The 16,359-nt window shown below is 75.4% G+C and carries 7 protein-coding genes; 2 read left to right on the top strand and 5 right to left on the bottom strand.

The annotated features are described in order from the left end of the window. The first annotated feature begins 89 nt into the window (after positions 1–89). Positions 90–545 (top strand): ATP-binding protein, encoded by a 456-nt coding sequence (locus QK440_RS10635; RefSeq protein ID WP_282792779.1) that lies wholly within the window; start codon positions 90–92, stop codon positions 543–545. Here the strand turns inward: QK440_RS10635 and QK440_RS10630 are convergent. The 5 genes from QK440_RS10630 to QK440_RS10610 form a co-directional block, all read right to left on the bottom strand. Next, positions 499–4,305, bottom strand: a complete 3,807-nt coding sequence (locus QK440_RS10630) for a GH92 family glycosyl hydrolase (protein WP_282792778.1) — start codon at positions 4,303–4,305, stop codon at positions 499–501. The two genes, QK440_RS10635 and QK440_RS10630, sit on opposite strands and share 47 nt — an antisense overlap. A 280-nt stretch (positions 4,306–4,585) precedes the next feature. Then, positions 4,586–5,404, bottom strand: coding sequence for a hypothetical protein (locus tag QK440_RS10625; protein WP_282792777.1), 819 nt, complete (start codon positions 5,402–5,404; stop codon positions 4,586–4,588). After that, complete coding sequence (locus QK440_RS10620; protein WP_282792776.1) at positions 5,401–5,772, bottom strand: DUF6114 domain-containing protein; 372 nt, start codon at positions 5,770–5,772, stop codon at positions 5,401–5,403. The genes QK440_RS10625 and QK440_RS10620 overlap by 4 nt, the downstream gene beginning before the upstream one ends. Then, positions 5,763–6,371 carry a DUF6230 family protein gene (locus QK440_RS10615; RefSeq protein ID WP_282792775.1) on the bottom strand — a complete coding sequence of 203 codons (609 nt, stop codon included), beginning with the start codon at positions 6,369–6,371 and terminating at the stop codon, positions 5,763–5,765. The genes QK440_RS10620 and QK440_RS10615 overlap by 10 nt, the downstream gene beginning before the upstream one ends. 348 nt (positions 6,372–6,719) lie before the next feature. Then, positions 6,720–7,880 carry an SDR family oxidoreductase gene (locus QK440_RS10610; RefSeq protein WP_282792774.1) on the bottom strand — a complete coding sequence of 387 codons (1,161 nt, stop codon included), beginning with the start codon at positions 7,878–7,880 and terminating at the stop codon, positions 6,720–6,722. A 454-nt stretch (positions 7,881–8,334) separates the two neighbouring features. Between QK440_RS10610 and QK440_RS10605 the strand changes: the two genes are divergently transcribed. Beyond that, positions 8,335–16,065, top strand: coding sequence for a type I polyketide synthase (locus tag QK440_RS10605; RefSeq protein WP_282792773.1), 7,731 nt, complete (start codon positions 8,335–8,337; stop codon positions 16,063–16,065). Positions 16,066–16,359: the final 294 nt, after the last annotated feature.

The raw sequence follows: 16,359 nt of genomic DNA, 5'->3' as shown, positions 1-16,359 counted from the left end.
CAGGGCCTTTACCGGTGCCAGGTCGTACAGCCGAGCTGTACGACCTCACGTACTGCTCCATGATGGCCACGCAGCGTGACTCTCGTCACATGAACGGCGAAACTTCCCCCACACCACTCCGTGAACGGTTCTACCGGCGTGAGCGCCAATCGATTCCGGCGGCGCGGGTGTTCACCCGCGCGGCGCTCGCAGCGTGGGAGGTCGGCGAGCGCGCGGAGGACATCACCCTCGTCGTCAGCGAGCTGACGACCAACGCCCTGCTGCACGGTGTGCCGCCAGGGCGTGGGTTCCGGCTGCGGCTCATCCGGGCGGGAGCCGACGTACGCGTAGAGGTGCACGACAGCGGGGACGGCCGGCCCCGGCTCGTCGGCGAAGGGGTTGCCGACGAGTCGGGGCGCGGCCTGCTCCTGGTGGCGGCCCTGGCGGACGCCTGGGGGGTGGGGGAGCGCCACCCCGGCAAGGTCGTCTGGGCCGAGTTCGGTCAGGCCGGACCGGAGGTCAGCTCAGCAGCTCCACCTCCGCGAGGGTCGCGGAGCCCCCGGTGAGGACGAGGCGGTACTGCGCGTACGCCTTGGGGTGGCGTACGGAGAACGCACGGGTCTGCCGGTCCCAGGCGAAGGACTCGCCCGCGCGGCGGTCGAGGGTCTGCCACCTCTCGCCGTCGCGGGAGCCCTGGAGGACCCAGCCGCGCGGGGCGGCGGACCGGTCGCCCGAGGTGAGCGTGTACTGCACGGCCTTGGTGCGGCCGGGGACGGGAAGATCCACGGTCGCGGCCGGGGCGCTCGTCGCGGAGGAGTCGTCGAAGAGCGCGCCCTCACCCTTGAGGGCGTCCCGCCGCGGCGAGGGCACCTTGTCGTCCTGGGTGACGGACACCGGCTGGGCGCCCTTGCCCGTGCCCCAGGCGGAGGGGCGGGGGCCCATGTCGAACTCCAGGACGCCGCCCCGGGCGAGGAGCCGGTGCGGCAGGGCGGTGGACGTCCACTTCTTGCCGTTGACCCGCAGCCCCTGCACGTACACGTTCTTCGCGCTGTTCTTCGGGGCCTTCACGACCAGGTCGCGGCCGTTGTCCAGGTGGACGGTCATCTTCCTGAACTGCGGCGAGCCGACGGCGTATTCGCCGCTGCCCATGACGAGCGGGTAGAAGCCGAGCGAGGAGAAGAGGTACCAGGCGGACTGCTCGCCGTTGTCCTCGTCGCCGTGGTAGCCCTGGCCGATCTCGCTGCCGGTGTAGAGCCGGGCGAGGACCTCGCGGACCTTCTCCTGGGTCTTCCAGGGCTGCCCGGCCGCGTCGTACATGTACGCGGCGTGGTGCGCGACCTGGTTGGAGTGCCCGTACATGCCCATGCGCACGTCCCGCGCCTCGGTCATCTCGTGGATGACGCCCCCGTACGACCCGGCGAACTCGGCGGAGCCGGTCTCGGGCGTCGCGAAGTACGTGTCGAGCTTCTTCGCGAGGCCCTTGCGGCCGCCGTAGAGGTTGGCGAGGCCGCGCGAGTCCTGCGGGGCGGTGAAGGCGTAGCCCCAGGCGTTGGTCTCGGTGTAGTCGTGGCCCCACACGCGCGGGTCGAACTTCTCGGAGGGGACGCGCCAGTCGCCCTTCTTGTCCTTGCCCTGGAAGAACCCGGCCTTGGCGTCGAAGAGGTGCACGTAGTCCCGCGCGCGGTTGAGGAAGTACGCGGCCTCCTCCTTGTACCGCTTCTTGCCCGTCTTCTTGTACAGGGCCTCGCCCATCTTCGCGATGCCGTAGTCATTGAGGTAGCCCTCAAGCGCCCAGGACAGGCCCTCGTGCGTCTCGCTGCTGGTGTAGCCGAGGAACGGCGAGGTGGCCATGCCCTTGCGGCCGTAGCCCGGCTTGTCGGGCGCCACCGTCGCGTTCTTGACCGCCGCCTCGTACGCGGCCTTCGCGTCGAAGCCGCGCACGCCCTTCACGTACGCGTCGGCGAACGCCACGTCCGAGGAGGTGCCGGTCATCAGGTCCGCGTAGCCGGGCGAGGACCAGCGCGACGTCCAGCCGCCGTCCTTGTAGTGCTGCACGAAGCCCTCCACCAGCTCACCCGCCTTCTTGGGCGTGAGCAGGGAGTACGCGGGCCACGTCGTCCGGTAGGTGTCCCAGAAGCCGTTGTTGACGTACGGCTTGCCCTCGACGATCTTCGCGCCGGTGTGGGTGGGCGTGTCGGGCCCGGGCTGCTTGGTGAACGGCGAGGCGTACTTGTAGGTGTTACCGACCTTCTCGAAGGCCGAGTTCGGGTACAGGTACAGGCGGTAGAGGCTGGAGTAGAGCGTGGTCAGCTGGTCCTCGCTCGCGCCCTCCACCTCGACCTTGCCGAGGATCCTGTCCCACCGCTTCTGGGCGGCGCGCCTGACCTTGTCGAAGGACGTGCCGCCGGGTATCTCGCGGTCCAGGTTGGCCTTGGCCTGGTCGACGCTGATCAGCGACGTGGCCAGGCGCAGCGTGACCGCGCGGTCCTTGCCGGGGGAGAAGCGGAAGTAGCCGGTGGCGTCCGTGGTGCCGCCGCCCTGAAGCTTGCCGCCGTCCGTGACCCGCTGGTCGAAGGTGCCGTACACGAACATCCGCGTCGCGCCCGTCGACAGGCCCGACTTGACGTCGGAGTAGCCGGTGACGACGCCCTTGTCCTGGTCGAGGGTGAGGCCGACGCCGTGCTTGGTGTCGCCCGTCTTCTCGATGTTGTCGAAGATCACGCTCGCGTCGTCGCCGGGGTAGGTGAACCGGAACATCGCCGCGTGGTCGGTCGGCGTCATCTCGGCCTTCAGGCCGTTCTCGAACGTCACGGCGTAGTGGTGCGGGCGGGCCGTCTCGTTCTCGTGCCGGAACGGCAGCGCCCGCCCGGAGCGCGAGGCGTCCGGGGTGCCCTTCGCGGCCGACGGCATGACCTGGAACGTCTGCCGGTCGCCCATCCACGGGCTCGGCTCGTGGCTCGCGCTGAACGCCTGCAGGGCGGGCAGGTTGTCGTCGTTGTTGCGCCGGGAGTAGTCGTACAGCCAGTCCAGGCTGCCCGCGTTGGTCACCGGCGTCCAGAAGTTGAAACCGTGCGGCACGGCGGTCGCGGGGAAGGTGTTGCCGCGCGAGAAGCCGCCGCTGGAGAGGGTGCCGCGGGTGGTGGAGGCGTAGTCCGACGGGTGCGCCTTCGGCTTCGGCGGAGCCTTCTCGGCCAGGGATATGTCGTCCACCCAGCCGCGGAACTTCACCGGGCCCTTCGGGGAGTCGTACGCCACGAGGATCCGGTCGACCGTCTTCCCGGCGGCCACCTGGCCCACGCGCGACTCGACGTTGTTCCACTGGTTGACGTACAGCACCTTCGCGGCACCCTGCCCGCGCGGCGTCAGCGGGAAGCCGTGCTGGTCGGTGGCCTTCAGGTCGCTCAGATACGTCCCGTCGGTGAAGGCCAGGTCCACGGAGACGTGCGTGGCGTCGTACGGCGAGTCCTTGTACTCCTCGTCGTCCATGGCCGGGAAGACGCGGTAGCCGAGCGCGGTGTCCCGCCCCACCTCCACGTCCACGTCGAAGACCTTGTTGTACGAGTACCCGCGGCCCCGCGCGGTGTGCGTGCCCGCGTACCGCAGAGCCTGCTTGCCGGTGAAGCCCGCGCGGGCCTTCGCCGTCGGCGACCCGGCCGGGCCCCGGTCGACGGCGCTGCGCATGTCCTCGGGCGGGGCGGGCGCGTCCGTGCCGCCGACGGAGAGCTGGAGGTCGGCGAGCTGGATCTCGCCGCCGCCGTTGTTCGCCGCGATGGCGAGCCGGTAGTGGGAGTACGCGGTGTCGTTCGCGAAGTCGTACGTCTTCGTCTCGAACCGGCCGCCGAAGCTCTCCCCCTCGCGCTTGTCGAGGTCCTTCCACTCGCGGCCGTCCGCCGAGCCCTGGAGCGTCCAGGACTTCGGGTCGCGCTGCGCGTGGTCATTGGCGGACGTCAGCGCGTACCGCACCACCGTGGCCGGGGAGTCGAGCGTGAACTCCACCCAGCCGGACGTGGCGGACGCCAGCCACTTCATCGTCTTCTCGCCGTCGACGAGGTTCTCCTTCACCTCGCCCGACCCGGCGTGCTCGCCGCTGGCCCGGACCCCGGTGACCCGGTCGTTGACCCCGCCCGGGATGCCGGAGGCGTACGCGCCGTTCACGCCCCCGGCCCGCTTGCGGCCGTCCGGCCCGGTCTCGACGGTGTTCAGCCAGTCGGGCGCGGGCTGCCCCGCCTCGAAGGACGAGTGGAACTCCCGCTCCGCGCGCGGGCGTTCCTGCGGCGCGGCGGACGCGGCCCCCTGCCCGGCGGCGACCACCGCGAGGGCCGTCACCCCGGCCAGGGCGACCGCGGCCGGGCCGCGCCACCGCTGACCGCCCCCGTACCGTCCGTCCGAGTACCGTTCGTCCCCGTGCCGTCCGTCCCCGTACCGTCCGTCCCCGTACCGTCCGTCTCCTCGGTCTCCGCGTCCCCGATGTCTGGGCCCTCGATGGCCGTGTCCCATCCCTGCGTCCCTCCCTGCCCGTCGTTCGGACAACGTTGTCAGGTGGCCGTGCGAGGTCCAGTAGGGCGGCAAGTGCCGGATGGTGTCAAGGGTGTTGACGGAGCGGGCGCTACCGACTGTGGAGCCGGGGGCAGGTGGCGGCGATGGACATGGGCGCGGCGCGGACGTCGGCGGCGGTCACGGTCAGGCCCCGCGCCGTCACGTCGTCGAGGCGCAGATAGGGCAGGGGCACCGGCGGCACGACCCGGGTGGAGAAGGCGGCGGGCAGCACGCCGAAGATCCGGCCGTGGACGCGGTCGGCGCGCAGCCGCAGCGGGCCGTGGGCGGTCAGCCGCGGCGCGGTGACGCACAGCCGCCCGTGCCCGTAGCTCAGGACCGGCCGGTGCAGGGTCAGCGACTCGGCCCGGCAGTCCCCGTCGCCGCGCAGGGTGGGGACGCACAGCAGCCCGGTGACGATCAGCGTACGGGCGCTCAGGTTCAGGGGCGCGGCCGTCGCCCGGTCCTGGCGGCCGGGGTCCTCGGACCGGTGACCGGGGTCGGCGGGGCGGTGGCGCAGGCAGGCGGCGAGGGCCGCGGCGGCCCGCCGGACGTCGGCGCGGGGCGGTCCGCCGGGGAGGCCGCGCGGGTCGCAGGGCGCTTCCCGGGCCGGGGCCGTGCCCTCGGGTGCCTGGGGGTGGTCCGTGGTCCGGCCCGGGGGGCGGGGCGGCCGGTGGGTGTCGGGTGCCTGGGCCGGGGCCGTCGTGGTCGCCTGGGCCGGGGCCGTTGGGCTCGCCGGGGCCGGAGCGGGCGCCGGGCCCGGGGCCGGGGCCGGTTCGGTGACCGGGTCGGCCAGGGGGGCGGCGGCGAGGGGCTGGTGCGGCTGGGCCGCGGCGGCGGTCGCGGTCGCCAGGAGCAGCAGGACGGCGGCCCAGCGGGTGCGGGCGGTCACGGCGCCCCGCCCGCCGGGGCGGGGTGCCGCCAGGCGAACGCGAGGGCCCCGCCCAGGACCGCGAGGAGCATCCCGACGAGGAAGCCGCCGAAGTTGGCCAGCGGGCAGGACAGCAGGCCGAGCAGCATCCCCGCCACCCCGCAGACGCGGGCCCGGCGCGGCCGGTACAGCAGGACGACGGAGACGCAGAGGAGCCCAGCGGCGATCATGAGGGAGGACGTGGCGCCCGGCCCCTGGAGGGCGAGGAGGGTCGGGCGCCCGAGCGGGAGGTAGGCCAGCTCGGCGCCGGCCGCGGCCAGCAGGGCGGCCGCGGCCAGGGGGCGGCCGCGCAGCGTCCGGCCGGCCGCGGGCGGGGAGGTCACGCGCACGGGTGGGCTCCGGGGCGGATCGACATGCTGGCGTCGGCGAGTTCGAAGGTGGCGGCGGCCACCGACCAGGCCCGCACCTTGACGTCGTTGATGTCCAGACGGCGTGCCTGCTGCCCGTAGGCGCCCGGGCGCGCGCGGGGCCCGGCACCGCTGAGGGTGCTGGCGTCCTGGCCCATGCGCACGTCCTTGAAGTGCAGGTCGCCGTCCAGCCGTTGGAGGTCGATGACCAGGTCACGGGCGTGCACGGAGCGGTTCTCGCCGGTGCGGATGGTGAGGGTGACCGCGCCCAGCGGGGTCCGCGTGACCGAGGACTGGCAGAGGTTCGTCAGCGTGGCGTCGGCGATCGAGGCCACCGCCACCGGGTGCTTCTTGTCCGTCCCGGACGTGACGGAGGCGTACTGCACCGCGTTCCGGCCGCGCAGCGTGTCGGCGGTCACGGTGAAGGTGCTGCCCGAGACGGCGAAGTAGACCGGGACCGCCGCGGTCGCCGTCGTCGCCGCCACGGTCCCGCCCGCGAGCACCAGGCCGGCCGTGCCGGCCAGGGCGAAGCGGCGCCAGTCCGTCCCCGGCTTCTCCGTTCTGTGTCTGCCACCCACCATCCGCGCTCCTGCTTCCCGTTCGTTCGGACGTACGGCGTCCTGCCGGCCTGCGGCGTGTCGAGAGGGGCGGCGGAGCGCGCGCAACGCGGCCGCCGGGCCGGGGCGCCGGTGTGCCGACCGGGCGTCAGGCCGCCGTCCACAGATCATGGAAGGAGAACGAGCCGGGGCGCGGCTACGACACGGTGGGGCCGGATCCTGCCCCGTGCGGGCGAAGCGTTCGTCCGGCGCGCGGCCCGGCCACGCCCTTCCTGGGGCGGGGGCCGCGCCTTCGTCGGGGGGCGCTGCGTCTATTGCCGGGTAGGTGCCGCACCTCTCTCGGAGGGGGCGCCGCGCCTTCTCGGGTGGGCGCTACACGGCCGTCGGCAGGTCCGCGCGGCTGAAGGCGCGCGCGAGGTACGCCTCGTCGACGGGGTCGGGGTCGGGCAGGTCGCCGACGGCCTTGAGGAAGTGCGTGCGGTCGTAGGTGCGGCGCAGGGTGCTCAGCCCCGGCAGGTGGCGCCAGGTCTCCTCGGTCAGCGTGCGCTCAAGGCGGGTGGGGTTGCCGACCTCGGCGTGCACGCTCAGCGAGAGGCCGGGGTAGCGCGTCGCGAGGGCGTCGAGGGCGGTCCGGAAGGGGGTCTCCCGCGGATGCGTGACGTGCAGGGTGCGCACCCGGGGCGGGCCGTCGACGGGCGCGGCCGCGGCCCGGACCATGGCGCGGGCCGCGTGGTCCACCTGGAGCAGGTTGAGGGTGCCCTCGGGGTCGGCCTCCACCCGGACGCGGACCCGGTCGCCCCGCAGGCCGCCCCTGAGCAGCTCCGCCACGCCGTGGCCGCGCGCGGTCCAGCCGTTCGCCACCTGGTCGACGAGCCGGATGAACACGTCCACCGGCTGGCCCGGCAGCCCCTCGGGGGCAGGCCGGTCACTGACCAGCAGACTGGGGCGCAACACCGTGACCGCCCGTCCGGTCGCGGCCGACCAGGCGCGCAGGAGGCGTTCGGCCGTGTACTTGCTCTCCTCGTACCGGGACATGAAGCCGCTGTCCTCGCTCAGGTCGTCCTCCAGGACGTGCCCGGTGCTCCGGCGCCCGGCGACGTAGGCGGTGCTGATGTGGCGCAGCTCCGCCGCGGGCGCGGCCTCCAGGAGGTCCAGCACGTGGCGGGTGCCCCGCACGTTGGCGCGGTGCAACGGGGCGGGGGCGTCCATGAAGTTGAGCAGGGCCGCGCTGTGCCAGACCTCCCGGAGGCCGTCCAGGGTGCGCGCGCGGTCGGCCGCCGACAGGCCGAGGCCCGGCCGCTCGATGTCCCCGGAGACGTAGCGCAGCCGCGCCAAGGCGCGTGGCGGCGGCGGGGCTTCCGTCAGCCAGGTCATGGTCGCCTCCACCCGCGCCCGGAGCTCGTCCGGGGTGCCGCGGCCCAGCACGGTGACGGGTTCGTCGGTGTCGTCGGTGTCGTCGGTGTCGTCGGCGAGGAGTTCCCGCAGGACGCGGCAGCCGACGAAGCCGGTGGCTCCGGTGAGCAGGATGGACACGGGAGGCTCCTTGGCGGGGGAGGGGCACCCGACTCGGGTGCGTGGCCTGCGGGTTGGCGGAGGTGTGACGCCGACCGGGCGTGGGGCCGGACCGGCACCGGCCGCGCGGGGGCCCACGCTAGAGGTGCCGGGGCGGGTGGAGGTGCCCCGTGCCCGGGCCCGGTCGCCGGTACCGCGCGAACGAGTGCACCGCGCTCCGCGCCGGACCGGCCACCGCTTCGGGTGAACCGGCCGCGGTGCCGCGCCCCCCCCGCGCCACAGAAACGTACCGCCGCGCACGGCGGAGGCCCGGCCTCCCCGGCCCCGGGCCCGTCGCACCGGACCGGCGACGACACCGTCCCGGCGTGTCACGAAAAGTAGTTGAACGGATACGGTACGTGCTGCTGTTGGGGTCGGCACGGGCTGCCGGCCCGTCCTCCGACCCGCGGAAGGCCGCACCATGGACCACTGCGCCGTGCCCGACGAACGAGCCATCGCCGTCATCGGGGTCTCCTGCCGGCTGCCGGGCGGCATCGACGACCTCGCCGGCCTGTGGACGGTCCTGAGCGAAGGGCGCAGCGTGGTCGGGCAGATGCCGTCCGACCGGTTCGAGGCGGAGCGGTTCGTGGACCCGGTGGTGCCGCGCCCCGCGAAGAGCTACACCGCGGCCGGCGGGTTCCTCGACGACGTCGCGGGCTTCGACGCCGCCTACTTCGGCATCTCCCCGAAGGAGGCCGCGCAGATGGACCCGCAGCACCGGCTGCTCCTGGAGCTGACCGCGGAGGCCCTGGACGACGCCGCCGTCGACCCGGCGGACCTGGCGGGCAGCGACACGGCCGTGTACGTGGGCATCTCGGACGCCTCGTACGGCCCGCTGCAGTTCCTCGACATGCGGTCGGTGAACGCGTACACCATGGTGGGCGCCGCCTCGTCCATCGCCGCCAACCGGCTCTCCCACGCCTTCGACCTGTGCGGGCCCAGCATGGCGGTGGACACCGCCTGCTCGTCCGCGCTGGTGGCGCTCGACCGGGCCTGCCACACGCTGTGGGAGGGCACCAGCGGCCTCGCCGTGTGCGGCGGCGCCAACATCCTCCTGAGCCCCTACCACTACGTGGGTTTCTCCCAGGCCTCGATGCTGTCCCGGCGCGGCCGCTGCGCCGCGTTCTCCGCCGACGCGGACGGGTTCGTGCGCGCCGAGGGCGGCGGGGTGCTGCTGCTCAAGCCGCTGGAGCGGGCACGCGCCGACGGCGACCGGATCCACGCCGTCGTCCTGGGCAGCGCGAGCAACAGCGACGGCCGCACCATGGGCCTCGCCCTGCCCAACCCGCGCGCGCAGGAGGCCCTGTTGCGGCAGGCGTACGCCGCCGCCGGGGTGCACCCGGACGAGCTGGTCTACTTCGAGGCGCACGGCACCGGCACCCCGGTCGGCGACCCCGCCGAGGCCGAGGCCGTCGGCCGCGCCCTTGGGGTGCGGAGGATCAACGGCGCGCTGCCGCTGGGCTCGGTCAAGACCAACCTCGGGCACCTGGAGCCCGCGTCCGGGATGGCCGGGATCTGCAAGGCGCTGCTGGTGCTGCGCCACCGCCGCATCCCCGCCTCCCTCCACGCCGACGTGCCGCACCCCGACATCGACTTCCCCGGCCTCGGCCTGGACCTGGTCACCGAGGCGCGGCCGCTGCCCGCGGGCGGCCGGGCGGTCGTCGGGGTCAACTCCTTCGGCTTCGGCGGGGCCAACGCCCACGTCATCCTGGCCGAGGCACCGCCCGCCGAGCCGTCGGGGCCGGAGCCGGACGGCTCCCCGGGCCGGGAGTCGGCCGCTCCCGCGGGCCCGCCGGAAGGGCTGCCTGTGCTGGTGAGCGCGCGGACCCGTGAGGCCCTGGACGAGGCGGTGGCCCGGACGGCCGCGCGGCTGGAGGCCGCCGACGAGGGCGACTTCTACGACCTGGCCTACACGTCGTGCCGACGGCGGGCCCCGCACCCGTACCGCACCGCCGTCCTCGCCCACGGCGCCGCCGAGGCGGCCGCGCGGCTGCGGCGGGCGGACGCGCGCGTACCGGTGGAGGCCGTCGAGGCCGGGCAGGTGGCGTTCGTGTTCTCCGGCAACGGCTCCGCGTGGCCCGGCATGGGCGCCGACCTGTACGCCCACGAGCCCCTCTTCCGTGAGACGGTGCACGCCGTGGACCGGGAGCTGCGGCCCGTGCTCGGCTGGTCCGTGGCCGAGGTGTTCCGGCGCCCGGCCGAGGAGTGGCGCCTGGAGGCGACCGAGGTCGCCCAGCCGCTGCTCTTCGCCCTCCAACTGGGCGTCGTCGCGCTGCTGCGGGAGCAGGGCGCGGAGCCGTCCCTGGTGCTCGGGCACAGCGTGGGCGAGGTGGCCGCCGCCCACACCTGCGGCGCGCTGAGCCTGGCGCAGGCGGCGGAGGTGATCGCGGTGCGCAGCCGGGCGCAGGCGGCCACCGCCGGGCGCGGGCGGATGGCCGCGGTGGGCCTCGGCCCGCGGGAGGCGGAGCGCGAAATCGCCCCGTACGCGGGCCGGTTGGAGATCGCCGGGATCAACACCGCCGACGACACCACCCTCGCCGGTGACCCGCCTGCCCTCGCCGACCTGGGCCGCCGCCTGGAGGAGCGCGGCGTCTTCTTCCGCGACCTCGGCCTCGACTACGCCTTCCACAGCGCCGCCATGGACGCCCAGGAGGCCGAGGTGACCGCCGCGCTCAAGGGTCTGGAGCCCGGCGGCGCACGGGTGCCGTACCACTCCACGGTGACCGGCTCCCGCCTGGCGGGACAGGCCCTGGACGGGGAGTACTGGTGGCGCAACGTCCGCGAGCCGGTCGCCTTCGCCGCCGCCGTCGAGGGCGCCCTGGGCGGCGGCGCGGACGTGTTCCTGGAGATCGGCCCGCACCCGGTGCTCCGGAGCTATCTGCGCCGCCTCACCCGCGCCCGCCGCCAGGTCCGCACCGCCGTCCTGGACACCCTGCGCCGCGACCAGGACGGCCGCCGGTGCCTGGCCGCCGCCCGCGCCGCCCTGCTCGCGGCCGGGACCGGCACGGACTGGGCCCGCTACTTCCCGCGCCGGGGGCGGGTCGTGGAGCTGCCCGCGTACCCCTGGCAGCGGCGGCGGCACTGGAGCGGCGCGAAGGAGGCCTGGGCCGGCGGGGCGCTGGAGCACCCGCTGCTCGGCGTCCGCGGCCGGGCGCCCGCACCCGTGTGGTCCGGCGCCCCGGACGCCGTGCTGACGCCGTGGCTCGCCGACCACAAGGTGGCCGGCTCCGTGGTCATGCCCGCCACCGGCTACGTGGAGCTGGCCCTGGCCGCCGGACGGGCCGCGCTCGGCGGCCCGGTGGAGGTGGAGCACCTCGACATCCAGGCCGTCCTGGTCCTGCCCTGGCCCGACACCTCCGCCCTGCGCGTGCAGACCTCCCTCAACCCCGACGACGGCACCCTGCTCGTCGCCAGCACCGACGAGCACTCCCCGGAGCCCCGCCGGCACGTCCGCGCGCGCGTCCGCGCCCTCGTGCGCCCCCGGCCGCCCCGCCTGTCCGCGGCGGACCTGGGCGACGACCGGTTCCCGCACCCGGTCGAGGCCGACGCGCACTACCGCGCCTGCGCCCGTGCCGGGCTCGACTACGGGCCGTCCTTCCGCACCCTGACCGGGCTGCGCGTCGGTGACGGCGAGGTCCTCGCCCGGTACGCCTGCGACCGGCCCGCCGACCCGTACACCGTCCACCCGGGGCTGCTGGACGGCGCGTTGCAGGCCGGGGCCCCGCTGCTCGCCGACCGCGTCGCCGACGGCCGGTGCTTCCTGCCCTCCTCCATCGACGCCGTCCGCGTCTGGCAGCCGCCCGCCCCCACCGGCACCGTCCTCGTCCGCGAGCGGTCCCGCACCGAGGACGAGGTCTGCTGGGACATCACCCTCAGCGACCCGGACGGCACCGTCACCGCCCGGCTCGACGGCTGCCGCCTGCGCCGCTTCGCCGCCGCCCACCGGGCGCCGCTCACCGTCAGCCACACCGTGCTGCGCGCCGCACCCCACGACGACGAGCCCTGCGCGCCCTCGCCCCTGCCCGCCCCCGCCGCGCTCGCCGAGGCCTGCCGGGACCGCGTCGAGGGCGTCGTCGCCGCGTGGCGGCGGTCGGCGGCCGACGACAGCGCGGGCCAGGCCCTCGACCGGGGCCTGGTGTCCGGTCTCGCGCGGTGCCTCGCCGGGCTGCTGCCCGACCCCGGCGCCGCGTTCCGCCTCCCGGAGCTGGCCGGGCACGGCCTCGCCGAGCGCGGGCTGCGCCTGCTCGACCTGCTGCTGCCCGCCCTGCTCCGGCACGGGTACCTCACGGCGGAGGGCGACGGCCGGTACCGCCTGCACGCCACCGCGCGGGCCGCGGAGGACTGGGCGGAGGCCCTCCGGCGGGGCCTGGCCGACGACCCCGCGAACGTCGACTTCATCTCCCTGCTGTCCCACCACAGCCGCCACCTCGACGCGCTGCTGCGCGGCACCCGCGACCCGCTGGAACTGCTGACCGGAGAGGCCTCGGCGCAGGCCTTGGAGGCCTTCTACGACCTCGCGCCGCTGACCCGCCTCCACAACCGGCTCCTGCAGACCCTGGTGACCGAGATGGTGCGGTGCTGGCCCGCCGACCGGCCGCTGCGCGTCCTGGAGGTGGGTGCGGGCACCGGCGGCACCACCGCGGCCCTCCTGCCCCTGCTGCCGCCCGACCGCACCCGCTACTGCTTCACGGACGTCGCCGGGTTCTTCCTCACCCGCGCCAAGGCGCGGTTCGCCGCCTACGACTTCCTCGACCACCGCACCCTCGACCTCGACACCGACCCCGGCGCACAGGGCTTCGCGCCGGGCGGCTTCGACCTGGTGGTGGCGGGCTTCTCCCTGCACGCCGCGCGGGACCTGGGCACCGCGCTGCGGCACGTCGCCACGCTCCTGGCACCGGGCGGGGCACTGCTCGCCACCGAGGTCCACGACCCGGAGAGGATCGCCGGCCTCTTCGGCTTCCTGGACAGCTTCTACGACCACACCGACACCGGCCTGCGCCCGCACTCCCTGCTGCTGCCGCGCGACGCCTGGCCGCCCCTGCTCCGGCGCTGCGGCTACGAGGACGTTGTCCAGCTCGGCGCGGAGCCCGGGACGGCGGTCCACCGCCAGATGTCGGTGCTGCTCGCGCGGAGGGGGGTTGGGTTGGCTACTGGGTCCGTGGCGGGTGCGGGTGCGGGTTCTGTGCCCGGGCGGGCTTCGGGGCGCGGCCCCGGCTCGGCTGCCGGTGCCGTATCCGATCCGGCTGCCGCCTCCGTGCCCAGTACGGGCGCTGGTTCCGTGCCCAGTCCGGCTGCCGCCTCCGCATCCGGCCCGGCCACCGGTCCCGCCCCCGCCCCCGCCGCACCACCCCCGCCCCCCGGCACGCACCTCGTCGTCACCGAGTCCGGCGGCGCCCGTGCGCTGGGCGCCGCGCTGACGGCGGTCCTCACCGAGCGGGGGGCCTGCCGCACCGGGCCGGCGGCCGCCCCCGTCACCCGTGAAGGCTGGCAGCGTGTGCTCGCCGCGGCGGTGGAGGCCTCGGCGGACGGCACCGTGCACGTGGTGCTGGTCCTCGGCGCACCGGCCGAGCAGGAGGCGAGCCGTGCCACGGCCGTTGCCGCCCGGCGGGCCGAGGTGCTGCGCACCTGCCTCCTCGCCGGTCAGGACCTCCCCGGCGGCCAGGTGCGGCTCACCCTGGTGACCCGGCCCTGCGGGGCGGTGCCGACCGCCGGTGCCGAGCCGCACCCGCTGGACGCGGCGGCCTGGGGCGTGGCCCGTACCGTCGCCAACGAGCACCCCGACGCGGGCTGCCGCCGCATCGCCCTGCACGCCGGTGACGACCCGGCCGCGGACGCGCGGCGCCTCGCCCGCGAACTGCTCACCGAGACCGACGACGACGAGATCGTCCTCACCCGGCGGGGCCGCTTCGTCCCGCGCGAACGGCACCGCCCCACGGCCGCCCCCGCCACCGGCGGGACGTCGTACACCCTGCGGGTGCGCAACCCCGGCCTGACGTACCGACTGGCGTGGGAGGAGGCGGAGTCCGCGGCGCCCGGCCCCGGCGAGGTGCTGATCGAGGTGGGTGCCGCCGCGCTGAACTACCGCGACATCATGAAGGCCACGGGCCTGCTGCCCGGCCAGGCCTTCGAGAGCGCCCTGGGGGAGCACGGCATCGGCTTCGAGTGCGCCGGCACCGTCGTCGCCTGCGGGGAGAACGCCACCCGCTTCGCCCCCGGCGACCGGGTGTTCGGCCTGGCCCCCGCCGCCCTCTCCTCCCGCACGGCGGCCCCTGAACCGGTCCTGCTGCCGGTACCGGACGGGATGCGCCTCACCGAGGCGGCCACCGTGTACGTGGCCGCCGCCACCGTCGTCTACGGCCTGAAGACCCTCGCCCGGCTCCGGCCGGGCGAGACCGTCCTGGTCCACGGCGGCGCCGGAGCCGTCGGCCTCGCGGCGGTGCGCTACGCCCACGCGCGCGGCGCCCACGTCGTCGCCACCGCGGGCAGCGACCTGAAGCGCGACCTCCTGCGCACCCTCGGCGTCCGGCACGTGCTCGACTCCCGCACCCTGGACTTCGCCGAGCGGGTCAGGGAGCTCACCGCGGGCCGCGGCGTCGACGTCGTGCTCAACTCGCTGGCCGGTGAGGCGCTGACCCGCAGCCTGGAACTCCTGCGCCCCGGCGGCCGGTTCGTGGAGCTCGGCAAGCGGGACATCTACGAGAACAAGCCCCTGCCGCTGCGGCCGTTCGCCGACAACATCGCCTTCTTCGGCGTGGACCTCACCAAGCTCGTCCACCGCCCCGAGGCGCTCCAGGAACTCGCCGACGACGTCCTCGACGCCCTCGCCACCGGCGCCTGCGGCCCGCTGCCGCACAGCGTCCACCCCGCGGCCCGCGTCGAGGAGGCCTTCGGCCGCCTCCAGCACTCCCGGCACATCGGCAAGGTCGTCGTCGCCTTCGACCCGCTGGACGAAGCCCCCCTCGTGGAGCGCCGCCCGGACGCCCCCCTGCGGCTCGACCCGGACGGCACCTACCTGGTCACCGGCGGCACCGGCGGCTTCGGCGCGGCCACCGCCGAGTGGCTCGCCGACCGCGGGGCCCGGCACCTCGCCCTGGTCAGCCGCCGCGGCGCGGCCGCCCCCGAGGCGCCGGACGTCCTCGCCCGGCTGCGCGAGCGGGGTGTGCACGCGACCGCCCACGCCGCCGACGCGGCCGACGCCCCGGCCATGACCGCCCTCGCCAGGAGCCTCGACGCGGGCGGGCACCCGCTGCGCGGCGTCGTCCACTGCGCCATGCACCTCGACGACGACGAGTTCCTCGCCCTGGACGCCGACCGGACCGCCGCCGTCATGGCGCCCAAGGTCGGCGGGGCCGCCGTCCTGGACGCCCTCACCCGCGACCGCGCCTGCGACCTCTTCCTGCTGTACTCCTCCGCCGCCGCCACCATCGGCAACGTCCGCCAGGCCCCCTACTGCGGCGGCAACCTCTACCTCCACGCCCTCGCCCGCAGCCGCCGGCAGGCGGGCCTGCCCGCCCTGGCCGTCGCCTGGGGAGCCGTCGCCGACGTCGGCTACGTCGCCCGCACCGGCCTCACCCCGGCCCTGGAAGCCGTGGGCCTCAACTCCCTCGCCCCCGCGCGTGCCTTCGCCCACCTGGAGGCGCTGCTGGCGGCGGACGCCGGCACGGCCCTGGTCGGCACCTTCGACTGGGGCGTCACCCGGAGCCTGCTGCCCGTGGTGCGCAGCCCGCGCCTGGCCGCGCTGGTCCCGGCCGGAGCCGCCGACGACCTCGGCAGGGACGAGCTCGTCCGGCGCCTCGGCCGGATGTCCGCCGAGGACGCGGTGCACCACCTCACCGAGAGCCTGCGCCAGATGCTCGCCGAGGTCATGCGCATGGAACCCGGCCAGCTCGACCCGCACCAGCGCGTCGACAGCTACGGCATGGACTCCCTCATGGGCGCCGAACTCCTCGTCACCCTCCAGCGCCGCTACGGCATCGAGATCCCGCCCATGGAACTGCTGCGCAACCGCAACAGCACGCTCGTCGACATCGCCCGCCTCGTCCACCTGCGCCTGGGCCTGGCCCGGGGCGACGAGCCCGCCGAGCCCGCGCCCTCCGGTGCCGACGCGGCCGTCGCCCTGCCCGCCCAGACGCGCCGCACCGCGGACGCGCCCACCCCGTGCCCCTGAGGGGCCGCCCCCGCCGCCGGGGGCCGGGAAAGCGTCCGGCATTCGTCCCGGATTCGGCCGGGAATTGCGGCCCCTCCTCGGCCGACCGGGAATTCGCCGCGGGGGACCTCACCCCACGAGGCCCCCGCGCGACACCCCGCGAGGTTTCGCCACACGAGGTCTCAACTCGGAAAAGGTGGCGGCCGAAAGCTGCTTTCGATCTTGCTTGCCGCGCGGCGAGTGGACTATACCTGTCCGCGTCCGGGCGGCCCGGTCGGCCGAATGCGGCGACCGCTCGGCCCCCGTCGGACAATC

This window comes from Streptomyces sp. CC224B (assembly GCF_030010595.1).
GTDB lineage: Bacteria > Actinomycetota > Actinomycetes > Streptomycetales > Streptomycetaceae > Streptomyces > Streptomyces longispororuber.
The sequence above is the reverse complement of the archived record's forward strand: the minus strand, read 5'-3'. Positions and strand labels throughout refer to the sequence as shown.